Origin of the sequence: Streptomyces sp. NPDC050636, from assembly GCF_040654775.1 — a bacterium.
Taxonomy (GTDB): Bacteria; Actinomycetota; Actinomycetes; order Streptomycetales; family Streptomycetaceae; genus Streptomyces.
The window spans coordinates 1-20,190 of sequence record NZ_JBFAIP010000067.1 but is presented as its reverse complement, the minus strand read 5'-3'; the positions used below and the strand labels follow the sequence as shown (position 1 = coordinate 20,190).

The window sequence follows — 20,190 nt, the reverse complement described above, 5'->3', positions numbered from 1 at the left end:
ACTCCGCGGACAGGTTCACGAACTGGGGGCCTCTGCTCTGCCTCGCTCCCCATCGAGCGAAATCCCGGGCGAGTCTGCTATCACTCACCCACCCCCGTATGCTCGATCAAAACATACGCGGGGATCGATGGGAAGGATCACCCAGCTCCAGACCTAGACAGCTCAGGTATGACTGAAACCGACCCTTGACATTACTTGGCCGGCCCAAATTCCGCCGACCACCTGGATGTTTGCGCTGAGAATAGCCCCATGCCGTCGGCCAGCTTCGAATTCAACACCCTGCCAGAGTTCGAATGCCGGAGACAGTGTCCGGATGACGGAGAGAAACCGGCGGCAACGGCCTACGCCAGGGCCGGCTTGCCCGCCGTGTGCAGCCAGGTGACGAAGACCGCATTCAGATCGACCCCGGTCTCGGACCGCGCGTACGCCTCGAACTCGGCGGTGCTCACGTTGCCGAGCCTCTTCGCGGCCGCCCAGGACTTCAGCAGCGAGAAGAACGGCTCGTCGCCCACCGCTTTGCGGACCTCGTGCAGCACCATCCCACCGCGGATGTTGACCGCGTTACCGAAGAGCTGGGGGACGCCCGGGTCGGCGGTCGGGACGCTCCACAGCGGGTCATCGGCGGGCAGTGCGTACTTCTCGTCGAAGGCCTGCTGAGCGGTCCGGCCGCCGTGCTGCTCGTCGTAGAGCCACTGCGTGTAGGTCGCGAAACCCATCTCCAGCCACAGGTCCTGCCAGCGGGAGACCGTCACCGAGTCGCCCCACCACTGGTGGGACAGCTCACGCACCAGCAGGGTGGTGCTGGGTGCCGAGCTGAACAGGGGGCGGCCCTGGGTGCCCACCGCATAGCCGATCTGCGGCTGGTCGGCGACGATCGCACCGGTCGACGCGAACGGGTACGCCCCGAGCAGGCCGATCAACCAGTCGAGGATGGAGGGGAGTTGCGCCAGCGCCGGAGCGGCGGCCGCGGCCTGCGCGGGCGCGACGGCGTTGTACGCGGGTATGCCGGAAGGCGTCGTGTAGGCGCTGAAGTCGAACTTGCCGATGGTCGCGGTGATCGCGTACGTCGTCGCCGGCACCGTCTCGACCCAGGCGTACGTGGTCATGTCCTTGGCGGTGGTCGTGGCCTTCAGCAGGCCGCCGGACATCGCGGTGTAGCCCTTCGGCACGGTGATGGCCACGGCGAAGGTGGCCTTGTCCGAAGGGTGGTTGTTGCACGGGAACCAGGTCTGCGCCCCGTTGGGCTCGTTGGCGACGAAGGACCCGTCGGAGGTCGGTGTCCAGCCGCCCTGGTTCGGCAGCGGCTGCGGCTTACCGGCGTACCGCACCCGGGCGGTGAAGGCCGCGCCCGGAGCCAACGCGGCGGCGGGGGTGACGGTGAGCTCCTGGCCCTTGTGCGCGAAGGACGCCGACCTGCCGTTGACGGCCACCGAGGAGACCGCGAGTCCTTGCAGATCGAGATGGAACGACGACAGCGCCTGCGTGGTGTGTGCGCTGACCGTCGTATCGCCTCTGAGCCGGGCGGTCGCCGGGTCGTAGGTGACCTTGATGTCGTAATGGTCCACGGTGTAGCCGCCATTGCCGCCGAGCGGGAAGTAACCGTCCCCGACACCCGCCGCTCCGGCGGAACCCCCGTATCCGTCCATGTTCCACCCCTTGATCGGAATGCCGCACCGGCCGGTTTCGGCCGCTGCGCACAGCCTCATGGTCGCTGGTCGACGCGAGCTGGAGCGGTACTCAAGATTCCGCTCGCAAAACGCTCACCCTGTTGACAACTTACCGTTCAACTACGCGCGTTGACGCGATATGCGCTCGACTGCCCCGCTCATGAGCGGCACGGGACCTGCGTGTGGCCGGCCGGGAGGGACACGACCGACCTGCTCGCCAAATCGTTCGACCAAGTAGCCGATCTGGATGCCGAGTTGCCAATGGTGGTCAGCTGACTCCCGTTGCACTAGAGGAGGTTGTGACGGAAGAGCAGAGCTGTCGACTGTGGGTTGCCCGATCTGGCCGCACGGGTGCGAACGGTGTCCGATGTGGACGGGCTGGCGGCGGCCTTGCCGGGCTCCTGCCATGTGGTGGCCTCGGTCGACGGGCAGGTGCGCGTCCACGGCAGCGTGACCGGACTGCGCCGGGTGTTCCACGCCCGGGTGAACGATGTGGACGTTGCCGCTGACCGGGCCGATGTGCCGGCCGCGAAACCTGGCTGCGTGCCGCCACCCGACCCTGCCTGGAGGTTCGACGCCCATGCGCCTTCATCTTCATCCTGACGTCGTCACCACCGATACCGACGACGGCACCGTGCTGCTCGACGAACGCACCGGACGGTACTGGCAGCTCAACACCACCGGCGCCCACGTCCTGCACCGACTCCTCGACGGCCACGACCCCGTGCGCATCGCCGCCGATGTCACGGACCGGCACAAGATCGATGCTCACCAGGCCGAGCGCGACGTGACCGCCGTGATCGAGCAGCTGCGTACCGCGGAGCTGGTGATCGCGTGAGCATGCCCGTCGCGCTCGCCGAACGGCGCCGGCTGCCCCCGCACCGCCGCATCATGCCCCTGCCGGCCGTCGGCGCCGCCCGCCTGCCGGCCAGGGCCAAACCCGCCCGGCTGCGCACCGTCCTGGAATTCGCCCGCCGCGGCGCGACCCCGGCGACGGCCGCCCAGGCCCTCGCGGCCCGCGAAGCGGTCGTCTCGGTCAGCCTGCGCTGCGCCGGACAGGCCTGCCTGCAACGCTCGATCGCCGCCGCGCTGCTCTGCCGACCCGTGGCGCCTGGCCCACCTGGTGCACCGGCGTACGCACCCACCCCTTCGCCGCCCACACCTGGGTCGAAGCCGACGGCCAACTCATCGGCGAGGCCCACCCGAAGGGCCACTTCCGGCCGCTGATCTCCGTCCCGCCGGTGACACGGACCCGAACCTGACAGCCGGCCCGATCCGAGAGCGTGCTACGGAGTGGGGATCACCAACAGTCCCCCGCGCCCCATCCTTCACGAGAGTGACTGTGTGTTTGCACAGGTGAAGCAGGGGAACCCCTCCTTCCGGATCGATCCGCTGGCCCCGGGGCCTCTCAACACCGACCACGCGCCGTGCGTACCGCGCGCAGTCCGCACACAGTCCGCACGCAGCGAGAGGACTCAATGAAGCACATCCGCCGTTCATTCACCGTCCTGGCAACCGCCGTTCTGCTCTCCCTGGGGAGCCTCGCCCTTGCCGCACCGGCCCAAGCCTCCGCCGAAGGTCCCGAGATCAACGCCGCCATGGTTCCTGCGCTGGGACTGGGGCTCATCCTGTAACCGCCGATTCGTTCATCAGCGCCGCGGCGCCAACCGCGGCGCCGCCTCACCACCTCGTCAGCCAAGAAGTCCCACCCGGAACCAGCCACGAGCACATCCCGTACACCTGCGAGGGCCCGCCGATTCACGGCGGGCCCTCTCAAGGGCTCACCCATCTCGTACCGCGCATCGGGCACATCCACCTCGACCGCCGCACGATCCCGCACCTCGACATGACGTTCGAGGAGATCGCCGAGACGAACGAGGAGATGGAGGCCCTGCCGCCTTCGGGATTCGAACATGCCAGGAGTCGGGCTTGACCTGCTTCTGCATCGCTACGCTCACCCGGAGCCCGGAGCCCGGAGCCCGGAGCCCGGAGCCCGGAGCCCGGAGCCCGGAGCCCGGCAGCACCCAGCGCCAGCGCCAGCAAGACCCACGTGCCGCGGAGTGACTGCGCCGTGGGACCAGCCGCCGCAGGTCAGCTACCACCTCGGCACCAAGTAGCCGATTTCATGACATGCCCATGCCTCGATACGCTGCGATCACCTGACGCGTGGGACCGCGCATCAAGGCGGGCGCGGCCGGGACTCAACGCGGTTGCCCCACAGGCACATTCAGTAATTGCGGGGGCATACATCTAATGGTACGTCAGTTCAGGCGTCTCGCGACCGTAGCGGCGACCGCGTCACTGGCCTTCGGCGGAGTCCTGGTCATCGGACCCCAGGCAGCACCGCGACGCGCTGAGCGGCGTCCTTGTTGTCGGGAGTCTCCGACGCGAAATCCAGGAGCGCGGTCCGCACGTGAGTAGTGAGTTCGTCCTCGCAAAACCGCTCTCTCGCTACCGACCGGGCCAGCCTCGGGGCGTACCGGATGCTGCCGGGCACAAGCTCTGACGGGTTCATCGTCTCCTCCTGCGGCCGCCGCCTGAGTCGAGCGGCTGGACGCCGGTCTCCTCCACGCACTTGTTGAACTCACGATCTTGTAGGTCGGTGCCGCGTAGTAAGTGGCGTTGAGTCAGTTGCGCCGAAGCCTCAGCGATCCGCCGGTTGACTTCATGCCTTGCCGATGGTGCGCGCGACCGATCAATCCCCCGAAACAGCTCATGAGTTCCAGGAGCAGGAAACGCATGGCGGACGGCTCATTGCGCACTTGAGGAACCGTTTATCCAGCTGAGAACATCTGATCAACAGACAGATGTTCTACGGGGGGTGTTGTTTCGAGTGGGCGTGGTGCTGCCCGGGTGGGCGGATGAGGTACTGGACCTGATCGGTGTGTCGTGGCCCAACGTGGATGAGGACGACTACCGCGAGATGGCCAATGCCATGCGGGAGTTCGCCGACGACATCGACGAAGGCGCGAACGAGGCCCACACCGCCGTCCAGGGCCTGGTGAGCTCGGCTGGTGGCTCACTGGCCGTCGAAGCACTGAATGCTCACTGGGGGAAGATCAACGGCAAGCATCTGAAGGGACTCGCCGACTGCGGCCGCATGGCGGCAACCGCCATGGATGGCGTCGCCACCCTCATCGAGGGCGCCAAGATCGGGGCTCTCGTTCAGCTGGGCATCCTTGCGGCAGAGGTGATCGCCGCACAGGTCGCGGCCCCATTCACCTTCGGTCTTTCCGAGCTCGGTGCGCTGGCAGCCACCCAGGCCACCCGCGTGATCGTCAAGCGGCTGTTCAAAGAGGTCTGTCAGCAAGTCGCCGAACAGGTCATCAGCATGGCCCTTACGCCCGTCGAGGAGGCCCTCGGTGCGATGGTGGGGGACTTGGTCGTCCAGCTCGGCGCAAATGCCCTCGGCGTCCAGGAGGGCGTGGACCTGAATCAGACGGCCAAGGCCGGCAAGGAAGGCTTCACCCAGGGCGTCCAGAACGCAAAGGACTCCGCGAAGTCGGCTGCTGACAACCCGATGGAACTTCTCAGCGCCGGTGGTAGCCGCGGCGGCAGCACCGGAGGATCGGGGGGCAGCGGCGGCTCCGGGGGTGGCGGCGGTGCCGGTGGAAGTGGCGGGTTTAGTCATGATCCGGATGAACACGACCGCGCCGTGACTGGCCTGGAGAGCGCGGGGAGCACATTCCGTAATAAGGCCGGCGGAAAGATCGGCCGGGCCAAGAGCCACCACGGCCGCACCCGCGGCAAGGACGCCATCGCCGATGCCGCCAACACGATGCTCGACAAAGTCATCGACGGCATCGAGGACGGCGCCAAGAAGACCGCCAAGCACCTCGATGACAACATGGCCCGTGGCGTCAAGCAGATGGCCAAGAACCATCACGAGAACGACAAGGGCCTGGCCGACCACTTCAAGGGCCTCGGCAAAGATGGGGGATCCGGTGGCGCACCCAAACGCCGCGCCAGTCGATCGTCCGACGGTTCCGGAACTGACAGGCCGAAACCGAAGCGTCGCAAGAAGGATAGCAAGTTCCCGCTACCGCCAAATGCCGATCGTAATCCCAAGCAGGACGCCACGAAGGTCGACCCACGGACGCACGATCTGGCGGTCAAAGTGAACGAACGACGGCGGGCCGATGGGGATCAGTCCAAAAAGAATTATGCGGCCTTCGAATTCGAGGACGAACACGGTCAGCGGCATGTGGAGATCGGGCACAGCGATGGGGTGCACTCGGAACGTGTGGTCGGTGTTCCCATGCTGGAGCAGCAGAAGCGCCATGCTGAAGAGCGGGAGAAGGCCATCGCGGAGGGCCGTGACCCTGGCCCCGAACGCAAGATCAAAGTCACTCGTATGTATTCCGAGCGCGATTACTGCAATCAGCGAACCCCCAACTGCAACGACTGGACCCGGCATTACTTCCCGGGCGCCGAACGGAGTTACGCTTTCGAATATGATCACCACACGCCGGGGTCGAAGAGGCAGGGTAACCGCGACCTGGAAGACCATCTCCGGTGGGTCTTCGGGAAACCGCCGATCAACCGGCGAAGCTGAAACGCAGTTGCGGAGGAAAGTCTGAATGACCACGCATGTCCCCGGAGGGCGGGCTAAGCCACCAGTACGCCGTTGGCCTTCGAGGCTCCTCGGAGACCTCGGGCTGCCCTCGTCCGTCAGCGAACTGCTCGTGGCATCCGGAGTACCAGAGACGGTCGGCCCGTACTTCCAGGCCGCCGACGAGCCTGCGCTGCTCACGCAATACGCACGGGACGCGAATGTTTCCCAGCCAGTCGGGGAGGCGACCACGTTCTGGCGCCTTGGCTACGACGGTGGTTCGCACATCTGCTACGCGCCGTCAGGTGGCGTCTTCTCGGCTTCCTGCGGAATTACGTATCCGACGCGTCTGGTGAACAGCACCGCGCAGACATGGCTAACCGCACTGGCCGAGTTCGATGGGCTCCTGGGACATCTGTCGTCCGACCCCATCGGCCCGGACGCGGTTACCGCCGTTACGGAGTTTCAGAACTGCCTTGCCGCCCTCGACCCCGAGGCGATGTCCGACGAAGACAATTGGTGGCCGCTGGTCACCGATGACCTCCGTCTCACCGCGTCGGTCGATGCCTCGGGGATCATCGAGTTCCGGACGGCCACGGGGGCGGTTCGCACAGCCTCCGGCTACACCGTTCCCGGGCAGGGGCACGTATCGCGACGCCTGGGTACGGAGCTGCTGAAGCGAGGCATGGAGCCAGCGTCGGTCACCCGGGTCCACACCGATCTCGCGCCCTGCTCGCTGCCTGGCTGCTATTGCGCCGAGTGGCTGGCCGCCACCTTCCCTGAGGCCGAGGTCACGTACAGCTTCGACTACGGCCCCGGTGCTGACGACCGCGAGGCGGGCGTACGCGAACTCCTCACCTTCATTGAGGAGTCAGAAGAGTGACCAACACCGACTCCTTGCCTGGAGACCCCGCTACCGGGCAATTGGGGACGACGGACGATGAAGGCACCGACCTGAGCTTCCCGTACGGGCGTCAGGCTGTTGCGGAGGCGTTTCTGGAATTCGTGACGGCTACGCCCGCCGGTGGCACCTTCTATGTGACGGGGTCCCCCGGAAGCGGGCGTAGCACCCTTCTCACCTGGCTCTTCCTTCTCAGTCACTCACGTCAGCAAGACGACGGGGCGAGCACTCACCCGGCAAGCCCGATCTTCCACGCGGCACTTGGCGCGCGCGGCCGGGGCGCCGACGACCTCGCGGCAGCCCTCGGCCGGCAACTCGGCTACGAGGCCGCCACGGCAGGTGAGCTGCTGTCGGTTCTCGCTGCTGACGAGCGACCCGTGTGCGTGGTGCTCGGCGAGTTGGATGAGGCGGGCCCCGTGCCGGGTGATCGGCATGCGGTTCGCGTCATCGAGGAGCTGCTCGCCCCCATGGCAAAGCTACCGAACCTGCGCCTGGTAACCGAAGGCGCGCCGGAGTGGGCTCGATATTTCGATGACTGCGAGATCGTAGACATCGACCAACCTCGCTGGACGGATCGGGCGGCCTTCGACCATTACGTCGCAGCGCTGTGCGCCTACGCCGGGGGAATGGAAACCGGGCAGCGCCATGACGAACAGCAGCGCCTGTTCGCCACTTCGGTCGCCGAGGCCGCGTACCCCCAATTCCTACTGGCTCAATTCCTCGTACTGGAACAGGCGTCCCTCACTGCGGCGGAGGCTCCCCCCTTCCCGGGCTCACTGCCCGGCAACATCCATGACGCGGTCGTGCAGCACCTGCGACGCTTGTCCATCGACCTCCCTCTCGTTGCGGATGCCTTGTACGCTCTCGCGCTCGCCGGGCCCAGCGGGCTTGACCACGAGCTCTGGCGTCTGGCGACCGCCGCTGTGGCGGGACGCCAGGTCACGTCGCGGGAGCTCGACACAGTCCGTGAGCGGTCTCAAGTACTGCTCCACTCGGATCGGCCCGACGAGAGCAGTGCCGATCCGTCGGCGGGTCGGTACCGCCTGCGGCACCCCGCCGTCGGCACGGCGCTTCTCGCCCTCCGGCCCAAGGAAACAGAGCGTCAAGCCCGCAAAACCTTCGCTCACTCCCTCGCGGGACAGGTGCCTGTAGAGCCGGAGGCTGACGGAACACCGTGCCCGCTCTGGTCCAGGACCGACCCAGCGCTGCTGTCGACGCTGATCCGGCAGGCCGCTGCCGTTCCTGGAGCCCTCGGGCCATTGCTCGCTTTCCCTGATGTGCTGCTGCAAGCGGACCTCAACGAGCTCCGTGCCGCTGTCGACTCCGCCGCCGAACCCGCTGCCGTGGCTCTGCGTCCAGTCCTCGCCTTGCTGCATCCGGCATCACGCGATCAAACCGCACGGCTTCAAGTCGCCGCGCTTCAGCACGGCTTGTCCCGTCTGGCGGCTGCTGTCGCGTCCGCGCACGATCGGCTGCCGTTCCGGGCGCTCGGCCTTCTTCCCGCACAGCGGACCGCTCAACCCGCCCGGGAATCTGAGGGCACTGATATCACCATCACGGACACCGAGACATCGGCCCTGGAGGAAGTCGTCGTCACCGGGACGGGCGGCGTGGAGATAGGTCGGAGAGCCGGTGGCACCCCCGTGCTTGCGTGGACGCTGCACGGGACGCCATGTACTGCTGCGCAGGCCACGCTCCTCGACGGCGTACCGGTCGTAGTGGTGGCGGACCGCGAAGGTTTGCTCCAGGTCCGCAGCCCAGACGACGGCCGGCTGCTGCGCCCAATCGTCCGCACCGACGAGGCAGCAGAGCTCCTATGCGTCCTTACAGGGGCTCCGGACCCGCTGGGCGCGTGCACAGCAGGCGACCGGTTGTGGGTGGCTCGCCTGCACGACGGATCAACGCTAGCGGAGCTCCGGTTCGGATCGGACATCACGGCCATCGGCTCCGCTGCCGAGGGCGAACTCGACGTCGACTTCGGGGGCTCCCGCCTCCGGCTGGCGTTCGACCTCGACCTGCTGCATACGATCGCGGGGGCGGCACCGTCGACCAGCGCCCCCGGCCAGTAGGCTCCGCAGACCACAAGAACCGGCTTGGAGACAGCAATGCCCCCGCCATTCACTCCGCTATGGGCCCGTCTGCGGCCCGCCGAAGGCGCCGCGCCCCACGCGTGGACCAGCTGGCCGGGCCCAGTGATCGCCGCTCAAACCGTCCCGCACGAGGGCCGAACGGTATACGCGAGCATTAGCTTCACCACACCGCACCGGCTGAACGTCCTGGAGGCCGTCACCGGTCAGCGGCTAGCACCTCCCATGGTCTGTCACGCCGGTCAGGACACATTCGCTCTGGTCGCCGGCCCGACCGTACTCGTCGGAGCCGGCACAAACGACCTGATCGAGCCGCTGCGACAGGTCCGCCACCGCTACTCAGAGGACTCGTCCGCCGACATTCGGCTCGTCGCCTCCGTCACCGGCTCGGCCGAGCCCTTGCTTGTGACCGCGCACCCCTTCCAGGGAATCAAGCTCTGGGACGCCGCATCTCAGGCGTGCCTCGCCGACGTGCGGCTGGCGGCGTTGGGGAGCCCGGATCGTCTCTGCGCGGGTCTCCTTCGAGGCAAGCCGCATGCCGTGGTGAGCGACGGCGCGCAACTGTGCACCTACGAAGCGGACAGCGGCCATGTCGTGGCTAGGTGGACGTCCCTGAACAGCGACATCGTGCGGATGACGTGGGCACAAGGAGTGGTGGGCTCGCCGGACGCCGTAGTCACAGCAGACTCCCGATCCCGCCTTCAGGCGTGGGATCCGCGCACCGGCGAACCACTCGGCGAGGCACAGCCACTTCCCGGCAGGCCACTGCACCTCAGTGCCGCCCTGGTCGAAGTGGGGGGTACCAGCCTCCCCCTCGTGGCCTGCGCCTACGGCGACGGCGTCCACCTGCTGCGTACAGACTCCGGGGACACTCTGCTCGACCTTAGCGTGAGCGCTTGGACACGCACTGCTCACCTCACCACCGACGGGCTGCTCCTGCTCGGCACCCTGGCCGGCCCCGTCGCCCTGCGTCTCGACACCGACCGGCTGGCATCCGGCTCGGAGGAACATGCCGAACTCGACCTGACCGGATTCTCGACGCCTGAGAAGAGCGACGAGGACGCCGCACCCGACACATCCGGCCAGCCGTCGCACACCGACCTCGTGAAGCTCTGGGGCACGGACCAGGTCATCGTGCTCCCGGACAGCCACCTGAGTGGGAACACCACCGCACCCAACCGCGAGGTGCTGTGTGACGTCAGCCTCCCCCTCGCACCATTCCCCGGCCTGACTCTGGACCAGGACCTGGCCACGGACGGTCTGGCCCCGCTGGAAGAGGTTGGCGTAGGCCCGGTGGATCCAGACGACCCCGATGCCCGGCCGGTGCCCGAAGGTCTCGACGGATACCACTGGTTGGGTACGTGGCATGACGACGACCTGGTGCTCAGCCCGACGGGGGCGGTCGAGGTGGTCGGAGCGGAGACCGGCTACGAGGAAGCCCAGCCGGTCAACAGCAGCCTCGCCGCCTTCGTCACCTTCACCTACGAGTTCGCGCTGGCCGCTCTACAGCAGGAGCCGGAGTACGGCGGTGACGCGCAGGAGGTACGGGCCGAGCGACTGGAGCAACGCCTACGCGCGATCGACGAGATCGCCTTCGCGTCGGACAGCTCCGAGCACTGGGCCGACGCGCTGAGTGACCTCGAAGCGGGGATGTGAGCCGCGCCGCTCACGCCGCCCCATGCTCTCGCAGAGCTGGTTCGACTTCGCAGACAGCGTGGGCGAGTTACCCCTGCGCTTACGTCCCCACCGCGGCCATGGAAGAAGACGTCTCATACCCCAGCCCGCAGCCGCGACTGAGACCGCGGGGAGCGAGGCTGTCCGACCTCGGCTCGTCGACGCATCCGCTGCACCAAGAAACCCCAGCGCAGAGGTTTTTGAGCTGGGGTTTCGGCGGAGCCGCCATCGGAATTCAAGCCCGAGACCTACGTATTGCGAGGGGGTGCGGGATCGTGACGGGTGGTGGTTCGCGATCACACTCGGGCGGGCACGCCTGGCAAAGGAGCGGGGGGGAACCCGCACCGCAGGAGAACCAAGCACTGAAGAACGCCCGAGACGCCTTGGAGCACCTTGACGAAGCCAATCTCGGAGAGTCCGCCGCCACGCCCCCGGAGGCCGGCGCTGGGAAGCAGCAGGGGCGCGCTCTACGCAAGCTGCTCGAACAAATGTTGTCGCTGGACATCGACGGGGACAAGCTCTTCGAAGTCCTGGATCCGGACGTGATCGACCGGGCGGCTCTGGCTGTCGTAGCATCGATCGAGGCCGAACTACACGACCAAGCCGTCGACCACTACGCAGAGTTGATGCGAGGCAGCTAAGCGCGGTCCACGTCAGCGTGGGTCGGCTGTGCACCTGTGGCGCAGTTGCCTTCTCCAAGCTTCGACAATGCCTGGACCTGCACACTCCGTGAGCCGAGCCGCAGCTCCTCCACCTCGCCGAGGCTCGCTCAAGGTGCGCCAGGGCACAGGCCGTTACCCGTGCACGACACAGTCCTGCACAGCTTAGATCGAAGATGTGTTCCCATCGTTTTGCGCGATCTCCCAACGGCAGCGCAGGGCCTCTGGCGCGCTGTTGAAACAGACCTGCGTGGACCGATGCTCGGCTGAGCATCTCGGAGGGACCCATGGAATGGTTCTTAGGACCAGGCACCGCTCTACTAGCAACCTTCGCCGCATGGAGGCTCCACAGAGACGCACGAGAGCGACGACACCGTTCCGCCCTTCAATCACCGTCGCCTGAGCAAATTCTGCTCGATGCCTACCGGCAAGCGCTTCGCGCTGCAGGTGACAGCGCATGGCTAGCAACGGAGGACGCTGAAACTGGGCATCTCGCCGACCTTCAAGCGCGCTGGGAGGAGGTCCGCAAGAGAGCTCCGGCGGCGAAACAAGCTACGTGACCGCAGCACCTGATCACCGGCCCTGCGTGCGCCAGGTGCCGCGCCCGACCATCAGTCACCGACTCGGCAGCCGTTCGCCCCGGACCGAGCGAACAGCGCCCCACCCTTACGACGGCTCTTCGTTGCCCAGGGACCGGGCATCCCCGCTTCCTAAGACCCCCCCCCCGCTGATTTGGAGGCCGGGGTGGTCGGGGGACCAAAAGGTCGGCAGCACCTGCGACTTCGGCCAGCACACGTGCCAACTCGGCCAACGCCTCCCGGGAGACGCGAAGCTGCTCCCGAAGCTCGGGTTCGTGTTCCCACCCCTGCTCATGCTGCTGAGGGGCTACGCCGGGCGGTCTGGCTGCCTCGTGTTCCGCGAGAGCGGGGTGCCAGCGAGTCAGAAGTGGACGTACGACCGCATTGAGGACCGTCACCGCCAGCGACCCGAAGGTGATCTCGCCCTGCCGACTACGGGGCGCAACGTCCGGGCCGTAGCGGCGCAGGATTTCGCGTGTGGTGTTGAACAGGGTGTAGTGCGAGGAGAGCGCTTCGCGCAGGACGCCTTCCGCCGGGCCGAGTTCGATCACGCTCACTCGGGTGATCAACTCGACGTACAGTTCCCAGGCCGCCTTCCGCTCGGCGTCATCCGGGCGCCACGTGCCGCTGATCTCTCCGACGAACGGCACAGTGAATTTGACAGCCACCTCCGCCGGTCGGCCCATGCCTTTCCTCCTCGGCACGCAATCCCCCCACGTCACGTCGCGCCCCAGCCTGGGCTGCCACGATACTGGACCGGATCACCGGTCGGGCAGACTGCCTTGGGCCACCGCAATGAGAAGGGACTGGGATGGATCGGCAGACGGGCGACGAGGACTGGGACGTCTTCATCAGCTATAGCCGGTCCGACGCCGACGTGCTGGAACCCCTGGTCCCCGCTCTGCGCCGCCGTGGCTTGCGCGTGTTCGTGGATGACACCTCGGTCGAAGACTTCGCCGGCATCACCGCCACCATCTCTCATGCGCTGGCCAGGTCGAAAGCTCTCCTTGCGCTGTATTCGCAGGAGTACCCTCGCCGACGCGCCTGCCAATGGGAATTGACATATGCGTTCCTGGCCGGACAGCGCGAGGGAGATCCTCGGCGCCGGGTCCTGGTGATCAATCCCGAGCAGTCCGCCGACCATGTGCACCCGCTGGAATTGCGCGATGCCCGACACTGGCCCGGTATCAGAGGCGAGGCTGCCGCGGAGCTGCTGGCCGATCGCGTTACGTCCTATGTCAAGGATCTGAAAGGCCCGCTGGGGGGCACCCCGGGTCCGGCAAACCTGAGATGGCTGCCCGCTCCGATACCGTCCGGGTCCCGCCGCTTCACCGGTCGGCTGGCCGAGCAATGGCATCTCCACACGGCGTTGCACCGTCACCGTGCGCCTCTGGTCTCTCAGGCGGGCCATGGGCGTACCGCGGTGGTCCGGGGGATGCCAGGCATCGGGAAATCGCTGCTGGTGCAGGAGTACGCGCTGCAGTTCGCGCCCTCGTTCCCCGGCGGGATCTACTGGTTCGACCTGCACGACGTCGGCTGCGACGCGCCCGACCGCACGCTGGAGAGCTATTTCGGTCAGGTGCGTACCGTGGCTTCAGCGCTCGGCATCGATGCGTGCTCGCAGTCCTTGCCTACGCTGCTCAGCCATCTGGCCGTCGCACTGGGAGAGCGCGACAAGCCCTGCCTGTGGGTGCTCGATGGCGTCCCCGACGGCCTGTCACGAGAGCAGCTGGCCCTGCTGCACGGTCCCCACATGCTCACCGCCACCCTGCTCACCACCCGGTCCCGCCACTACGGCTCCTCCACCGAAGCGCTCGACCTCGGCCCCCTCCCTGACGCCGACGCCTACGATCTGCTCACCTCACGCCGTCGGCCTACGAGCCCAGCGGAGCGTCTGGCCGCCGACGAGGTGCTTCGTGACCTCGGTGGTCATCCCCTGGCGCTGGACCTTGTCGCCGAGAGAATGCTCCATGAGGATCTGTCGCGCCTGCGGCGGCTGCTGCACAGCAACACCACCGATGTCCTGCTGCGTTGGGAACGCGCTTCCTCCCCTCAGCGGTCGGCCGTGCGAGCGCCGCTCTCCTCCACGCTGCTGCCGCGCAGCATCAAGGCACGCACCGCCGCCAACGACATCCTGCGCGTACTCGCCATCGTGCACCCCGCCACTCTCGGCGAAGGCCCACTGGAACAGACCCTCGCGCTGGTCGACGGCCTTCGCCCCGCCGAAGCAGCTCATCGCGTGGCAGAGGGGACCAACACCCTGATCGGTGACGGCATCGTCCGCCCATCGACCCCCGACGCCCACGCATGGAGCGTTCACCCCCTCGTCGCACGAGCCGTCCGCCGTCACGACGAAGACGTCGCCAGACAGGAGGACCTGCGCCAGGCGCTGCTCCACACCCTGGTGCAATCGTTGCCGGCTCCTATCCTGGAGAGCCGAAACACTCCGACAACGGCACAGGAGTACCCCGTGCGTTCCCAGTCGCCGGCTTCTTCCAACGATGTGGAGCGGGCAGTCGCCTTCGACCTGCAGGTCGAGCTTGCCCTACGGGTCGGAGTGCAGCCCCTGGCCGAGGGCCAGGGCTCCCTCAGAGAAGCCCTTACCTCACTCCACTCCCTGTTCACCACAGCGCGGGACGGCCTCCATCGCCTCGGCGCCAACGCCTCCGCTTCGCGCCTCCCCCAGCTTGTGGCCAGTCTCGTCAACGACCAATTGCGTCCGTTCCTCAGCACGTGGCACCCGGCGCTGGAGGTCCACGAAGCCGCGCGGCCGGACACCATGAGCATCATCGAGCACGAACGCCGCTGGGAGCACGCAGCTGAAATGCGCAATGCCCTATCGGCCTTGCGGGGACCTCTCACCGACATCACCACTGCGCTGGGAGAGCTTTCGGGGGCCGACCTGCTCGCCGCGGGCACCGAGTGAACAAGGCCGGCCGGGCCTCACCCGCTGCCTCCCTGAGCGCATACACGTTCGTGGTGCGTGAATTCCAAGGAGACACGCATGGCGAGCACATGTCATGCCACACCGTCCGGCCACTGCCGCACGTCGCGTCGACTTCCGTGTCACGCACGCGCTTGAGCCTCAGCACCTCCAGCATCATGCACTGCTGATCAACGGAGGGCAGTGTGCACGGCCAAATCGCCTGCAGCATCTTTTGTCGGCACAGCGCAGCCGCCGGACAGGGCGATTTACGCCGACGCCAGCCGCATTTCCAGGTCCTGGAGCACACCGCGACTGACTTCGGTCACGCGCTCAACCGCTACTGGAACATGCACGGCGCTCATGCGCTCCCTCACTCGCCCCACCGGTCACGAAGCGGCGCACCTGCGTGAGCCGCCTGCCGTCAGCACTGCTGGCCAGCCTGTGGACATGGCACAGACAAGACGGCGCACGGGAGACACGAGCTCCTCACTCACCCGGTCCACATCGGTGATGACAACGACATGCGCAACAGCAGCAACAGTGGCACGAACAGGGGCGCCCCACGCCCACTTCTTGGATCACAGTCGCCGCATCCTCGGCGTGATCAAGCTCTGATACGTCAGATACCTCGATGTGGAGCACCCTGAGCAAGTCCGCGGTGATGACTCGGTAAGCATTGCCCAGGCGGAGGACCGCGCACGGGTACTGACCTCGCTTGGCAAGCGCACACCCGGTGGTACGGCTGAGTGACAGCGCACGGTTTGCCGTCTGCAGGTCCACGGCCGCTGGCAGCGCGAGCAGCTCCTCGCGCGTCAGAGCCCGAGGCAGGTCGGTCTGCTTGTCGGCCACGGGTGGTCTTTACCCCGCGCGGCAATTCACTACCTGCCCCGACGCCATCATGGCCGCCACCGCCCCGGCCTCGCCCTCCACCGTCACCGTCCGACCCCGGACCCCGAAGACCTCCTGACGCTCTGCAGCCAGGGCATCAAGGTGATCAAGGCCTGACCCGAGGCCATCGAGGGTGAGCTTCCAGCGGTCCGTGGGTATGCGGCCAGCCTCCGGACGCGAAACCTCGCTGCGCATACGAGCCCCGACCGTTCAGCGACTTTCCGTCGATTTCGACCAAAGTGCGTGGCGCCAGGGCTGCCGCCGGCGGCAGCCCGCGAATCAGGTCCAGTCGTTGTCGGAGGCAGGAGAAGAAGAAATTTCAGCCGCCGCAGAGAGTCGCCGTGGTCGGGACCATTGGCCGCTACCTGTGCAACAACGACAACACCAAGAAGCCCGCCATAAGCCCTCCGTCCGGGTAACGCGCATGCGGCACAGTGCACCGCTTCTGCACCGACGCGCTCCCCTGGCGCACCGCAACACCGGCCACTCCTGACCCGAAGTCAGCAAACCAGCGGAAACGGCAGGTCAAGCCGCTCTCATTGGTTCGCCGGGCAACTCGCTCCGGCCAACAAAACCTCTGACCTGCGCATCACAATGCGTAGGTCAGGAATACGTTCACGGCCGGACCATCCACCACGAAAAGCAAGAACCCCAGGTCAGAGTCCTGACCTGGGGTTTCAACAGAGCCGCCTTCGGGATTCGAACCCGAGACCTACGCATTACGAGTGCGTTGCTCTGGCCAACTGAGCTAAGGCGGCGTGGTGCGCGGCCCAGTCTACACATCGTTGAGGGGTGGTCTGTAACCGGTTTAGTGGCTGGTCAGAGGAGGGGTGTGGGGTGGGTCACGTGCAGCGCTTGTTCTTGGGCGGGGTGGTGCCTTCGAGGAGGTAGGTGTTGATCGCGGTGTCGATGCAGTCGCTGCCGCGGCCGTAGGCGGTGTGGCCGTCGCCGTCGTAGGTGAGGAGGGTGGCGCCGGAGAGTTGGGCGGCGAGGCCCTTGGCCCAGGTGTACGGGGTGGCCGGGTCGCGGGTGGTGCCGACGACGACGATCGGGGCGGCGCCCTTGGCCTCTACGCGGTGGGCCTTGCCGGTGGCCTTGACCGGCCAGTAGGCGCAGTTCAGGGCGGCCCAGGCGAAGTTGTCGCCGAAGACCGGGGAGGCCTTGCGGAAGCTGGGGAGGGCGGCGCGGACCTGGTCGGGGGAGGTGAAGGCGGGCGGGAGGTCGAGGCAGTTCACGGCGGGGTTGGCGTACATCTGGTTGGCGTAGGAGCCGTCCGGGTCACGCTCGTAGTAGCTGTCGGAGAGGGTGAGCAGCCCGCGGCCGTTGCCGTCCTTGGCCTGGGCCAGGTACTCGCGCAGGATGGGCCAGGCCTGTTCGTCGTACATGGCGGCGATGACGCCTGTGGTGGCGAGGGATTCGGTGAGCCGGCGGGCCTCGCCGGTTTCCACGGGGCGCGCGTCCAGCTGCTTGAAGAGGGCGGAGAGCTGCTTGCCGGCGTCCTCGGTGCTCTTGGTGCCCAGCGGGCAGTCGCGCCTCTTGATGCAGTCTGCGGCAAACGCCTTGAAGGCGGTGTCGAAGCCGGCGGTCTGGTTGATGTTGACGGTGCGGGAGTCCAACTCCGGGTTCATGGCGCCGTCCAGGACCAGGCGGCCGGAGTGGGAGGGGTAGAGGCCGGCGTACGTCGCACCGAGGAAGGTGCCGTAGGAGGCGCCTACGTAGGTGAGCTTCTTGTCGCCGAGGACCGCTCGCAGCATGTCCATGTCGCGGGCCGCCTCGATGGTGGAGACGTGCCCGAGCACCTTGCCGGTACGGGACTCGCAGCCCTTCGCGAACTCGCGGTAGGCGGTGGCGAGCGTGTTGACCTCGGTGGAATCGTCCGGGGTCTGGTCGGTCTGGGTGTAGGCGTCCATCTGCTTGTTGGAGAGGCATCTGACCGGTGCGCTACGGGCCACCCCGCGCGGGTCCATCGCCACCATGTCGTAACGCGCGCGGACCTGCGCCGGCTGGGGCGCGTACTGCTGGAGGTAGTCGATCGCCGAGCCGCCGGGGCCGCCCGGGTTGACCAGGAGCGAGCCGATCCGGGTGCCGGGGCCGGTGGCCTTCTTACGGGCCACGGCGAGTTTCAGGTCCGTGTCCGCACTGGGCCTGGCGTAGTCCAGGGGCGCCTTCATCGTCGCGCACTCGAAACCCGCCACGCCGCACTCGTGCCAGGTGAGCTTCTGGTCGTAGTACGGGCGGAGGTTCGCCGGTGTGGCGGCGGGGAGGGGCCCGAGGGCGGGAGACGCACTCGGGGCGACGCGCCCGGGGCCGGTCCCCGTCGTGCGCCCCGGGGATGCCTCGGTATCCGAGGAGGAATTCCCGGATGAGCAGCCGGAGATCAGCAGAGCGGCGGCCGCGAAGGCGGCGGAGGTGGTGCGGAACAGGCGGCTGGTGGCCATGGTTGGTCCCTCGGTCTCGGTCCCTGAATCGGCTGAATCGGTCTCGTCCCTGGACCGGTCTCGGTCCCTGGATCGGCTTCGGCTTCGGCTTCGATGACGCGGTGGAGAGAGCAGTGGGGAGGTGCGCGGTGTGGGGGTGGGGCCGGAGAGTGTCTGGGTGGGTGCTGTGGGTGATCGGATCCTTTCAGGAGTGGGGAGGGCTTCGGGTGTCGGCGCGAGTCAGCGCGTCGTCAGCCTGCGCGTAGGGCGGCGGTCATCGCTTCGACCGCAAGCAGTGGCGCCACATTGCGGTCCAGGGCGCCACGGCAGGCGATCACCGCTTCTATCCGGCGCAGCGTGCGCTCCGGGGTCGAGCCGGCGGCGATGCGCTGGATGCTGTCACGGACCTCGTCGTTGGCGAGCGGTACCGAAGCGCCCACCTGGAGGGCGAGGACGTCCCGGTAGAAGCCGGTGAGGTCGATCAGGGCAAGGTCCAGGCTGTCGCGCTGGGTACGGGTGGAGCGGCGCTTCTGCTTGTCCTGGAGCTCCTTCATCGCGCCCGCCGTGCCGCGCGGCAGCCGGCCGCCCGTCCCGGCGGCGGCGCCGAGCGCGGCGCGCAGCTCCTCGGTCTCCTTGGCGTCGACCTCCTCGGCGACCTGTTTGGCGTCCTCACCCGCGGCGTCGATCAGCTCCTGGGCGGCCTTGAGGCAGCCGCCGATGTCGTCGATGCGCAGGGGGAGCTTGAGCACCGCCGCGCGACGGGCGCGGGTCCGCTCGTCGGTGGCCAGCCGGCGGGCCCGGCCGATGTGGCCCTGGGTGGCACGGGCGGCGCGGGCGGCGGCCTCCGGCTCGATGCCGTCGCGGCGTACCAGGACATCGGCCACGGCGCTGACCGGGGGCGTCCGGAGGGTGAGGTGGCGGCACCGGGAGCGGATGGTGGGGAGGACGTCCTCGATGGAGGGGGCGCACAGCAGCCAGACCGTACGGGGCGCGGGCTCCTCGACGGCCTTGAGGAGGACATTGCCCGCACCTTCCGTGAGGCGGTCGGCGTCCTCCAGGACGATCACCTGCCAGCGGCCGCCGGCCGGGGAGAGGGAGGCCCGGCGGACCAGGTCGCGGGTCTCCTTGACGCCGATGGACAGCAGGTCCGTACGGACGATCTCGACATCGGCGTGGGTGCCGACCAGGGTGGTGTGGCAGCCGTCGCAGAAGCCGCAGCCCGGGGCCCCACCGAGCGCCCGGTCGGGGCTGACGCATTGCAGGGCGGCGGCGAACGCGCGGGCGGCGGTGGCCCCGCCGGAACCGGGCGGGCCGGTGAACAGCCAGGCGTGCGTCATCTGGGACGCGCCCGTCTGCCCGGCGGCCGCCGGCTGACCGAGCGGCGCCTCGGCCGCCGCGCCCGCCGCGCTGTCGGAGGACACGATGGCGTCCGCATCGCGCGCGGCCGCGGCGAGCTGCTCGGTCACCCGGTCCTGGCCGACCACGTCGTCCCATACCGCCATCGCTACCCGCCGTTCCCTTCGATCGTCCGTCGTCCGTCGTCCGTCTTCCGACCTGCGTCCTGCGCTGTCCTGCTGCTGTGCGTGCCGTGTGCCGTAGGCCCGCATCGCAGGTCGTACCGCAGGTCGTGCCGTACGCCGTGCCGCGCGTCATGCCCTGCGCATCACCACGCCCGCGTTTGACCCATTGTGGTCCAACCCACTGACAAGCGAATCCCGGGAGCCCGTCCGGAGCCTCCGCCGAGCGCCCCTCCCGGGCCCGGAAACGGGCCTGGGGGCGGCCGGTCAGCCGCCGCCCCCCCCGGGCCGGGGAGATTTATGGGGGGGGGGGGCGGGATATGG

Annotated in this window: 11 protein-coding genes, 1 tRNA gene and 2 pseudogenes; 9 read left to right on the top strand and 5 right to left on the bottom strand. The window is 67.7% G+C overall.

All coding sequences use genetic code 11. The features are described from left to right. Window positions 1-341: 341 nt before the first annotated feature. On the bottom strand, window positions 342-1,646 hold the full coding sequence (locus tag AB0I10_RS30685; protein ID WP_363155933.1) for a M1 family metallopeptidase: 1,305 nt from the start codon (window positions 1,644-1,646) through the stop codon (window positions 342-344). A 601-nt stretch (window positions 1,647-2,247) separates the two neighbouring features. On the opposite strand from AB0I10_RS30685, the gene AB0I10_RS30680 reads away from it, so the two are divergent. The 9 genes and pseudogenes from AB0I10_RS30680 (at window position 2,248) to AB0I10_RS30640 (ending at window position 15,044) form a co-directional block, all read left to right on the top strand. Then, on the top strand, window positions 2,248-2,505 hold the full coding sequence (locus AB0I10_RS30680; protein ID WP_363155932.1) for a lasso peptide biosynthesis PqqD family chaperone: 258 nt from the start codon (window positions 2,248-2,250) through the stop codon (window positions 2,503-2,505). Beyond that, window positions 2,502-2,929 (top strand): annotated as a pseudogene (locus tag AB0I10_RS30675) (lasso peptide biosynthesis B2 protein). Before AB0I10_RS30680 ends, AB0I10_RS30675 begins: the two are co-directional and overlap by 4 nt. 216 nt (window positions 2,930-3,145) lie before the next feature. Next, the gene (locus tag AB0I10_RS30670; protein ID WP_363155931.1) at window positions 3,146-3,301 is read left to right on the top strand and encodes a hypothetical protein; all 156 of its coding nucleotides are present in this window, start codon (window positions 3,146-3,148) and stop codon (window positions 3,299-3,301) included. A gap of 1,199 nt (window positions 3,302-4,500) precedes the next feature. Then, the gene (locus AB0I10_RS30665) at window positions 4,501-6,222 is read left to right on the top strand and encodes a hypothetical protein (protein WP_363155930.1); all 1,722 of its coding nucleotides are present in this window, start codon (window positions 4,501-4,503) and stop codon (window positions 6,220-6,222) included. 25 nt (window positions 6,223-6,247) lie between these two features. Continuing rightward, window positions 6,248-7,102 (top strand): nucleic acid/nucleotide deaminase domain-containing protein, encoded by an 855-nt coding sequence (locus AB0I10_RS30660; RefSeq protein ID WP_363155929.1) that lies wholly within the window; start codon window positions 6,248-6,250, stop codon window positions 7,100-7,102. Then, window positions 7,099-9,189, top strand: coding sequence for a hypothetical protein (locus tag AB0I10_RS30655; protein WP_363155928.1), 2,091 nt, complete (start codon window positions 7,099-7,101; stop codon window positions 9,187-9,189). Before AB0I10_RS30660 ends, AB0I10_RS30655 begins: the two co-directional genes overlap by 4 nt. A 36-nt stretch (window positions 9,190-9,225) precedes the next feature. Continuing rightward, window positions 9,226-10,863: an SUKH-4 family immunity protein gene (locus AB0I10_RS30650; protein ID WP_363155927.1), complete on the top strand. Its 1,638-nt coding sequence runs from the start codon at window positions 9,226-9,228 to the stop codon at window positions 10,861-10,863. A 506-nt stretch (window positions 10,864-11,369) separates the two neighbouring features. Further along, on the top strand, window positions 11,370-11,522 hold the full coding sequence (locus AB0I10_RS30645) for a hypothetical protein (protein ID WP_363155926.1): 153 nt from the start codon (window positions 11,370-11,372) through the stop codon (window positions 11,520-11,522). 1,407 nt (window positions 11,523-12,929) lie between these two features. Further along, entirely contained in the window at window positions 12,930-15,044 is a 2,115-nt protein-coding gene (locus AB0I10_RS30640; protein ID WP_363155925.1) for a TIR domain-containing protein, read from the top strand. A gap of 630 nt (window positions 15,045-15,674) precedes the next feature. Here the strand turns inward: AB0I10_RS30640 and AB0I10_RS30635 are convergent. The 4 genes and pseudogenes from AB0I10_RS30635 to AB0I10_RS30620 form a co-directional block, all read right to left on the bottom strand. Then, window positions 15,675-15,893, bottom strand: a pseudogene (locus tag AB0I10_RS30635) (hypothetical protein); the annotation flags it as partial. A gap of 723 nt (window positions 15,894-16,616) precedes the next feature. Continuing rightward, window positions 16,617-16,690 (bottom strand) — tRNA-Thr (locus tag AB0I10_RS30630). An 84-nt stretch (window positions 16,691-16,774) separates the two neighbouring features. Then, window positions 16,775-18,370, bottom strand: coding sequence for an alpha/beta hydrolase (locus tag AB0I10_RS30625; RefSeq protein ID WP_363155924.1), 1,596 nt, complete (start codon window positions 18,368-18,370; stop codon window positions 16,775-16,777). Window positions 18,371-18,600: 230 nt separating this feature from the next. Beyond that, the gene (locus AB0I10_RS30620) at window positions 18,601-19,851 is read right to left on the bottom strand and encodes a DNA polymerase III subunit delta' (RefSeq protein WP_363155923.1); all 1,251 of its coding nucleotides are present in this window, start codon (window positions 19,849-19,851) and stop codon (window positions 18,601-18,603) included. Between the last annotated feature and the right edge of the window lie 339 nt (window positions 19,852-20,190).

Bases quoted from the DNA above. Each gene is read 5' to 3' on its own strand.
- AB0I10_RS30685 (WP_363155933.1), bottom strand. From the start codon at position 1,646: ATGGACGGATACGGGGGTTCCGCCGGAGCGGCGGGTGTCGGGGACGGT.
- AB0I10_RS30680 (WP_363155932.1), top strand. From the start codon at position 2,248: ATGCGCCTTCATCTTCATCCTGACGTCGTCACCACCGATACCGACGAC.
- AB0I10_RS30670 (WP_363155931.1), top strand. From the start codon at position 3,146: ATGAAGCACATCCGCCGTTCATTCACCGTCCTGGCAACCGCCGTTCTG.
- AB0I10_RS30660 (WP_363155929.1), top strand. From the start codon at position 6,248: ATGACCACGCATGTCCCCGGAGGGCGGGCTAAGCCACCAGTACGCCGT.
- AB0I10_RS30650 (WP_363155927.1), top strand. From the start codon at position 9,226: ATGCCCCCGCCATTCACTCCGCTATGGGCCCGTCTGCGGCCCGCCGAA.
- AB0I10_RS30645 (WP_363155926.1), top strand. From the start codon at position 11,370: ATGTTGTCGCTGGACATCGACGGGGACAAGCTCTTCGAAGTCCTGGAT.
- AB0I10_RS30640 (WP_363155925.1), top strand. From the start codon at position 12,930: ATGGATCGGCAGACGGGCGACGAGGACTGGGACGTCTTCATCAGCTAT.
- AB0I10_RS30625 (WP_363155924.1), bottom strand. From the start codon at position 18,370: ATGGCCACCAGCCGCCTGTTCCGCACCACCTCCGCCGCCTTCGCGGCC.
- AB0I10_RS30620 (WP_363155923.1), bottom strand. From the start codon at position 19,851: ATGGCGGTATGGGACGACGTGGTCGGCCAGGACCGGGTGACCGAGCAG.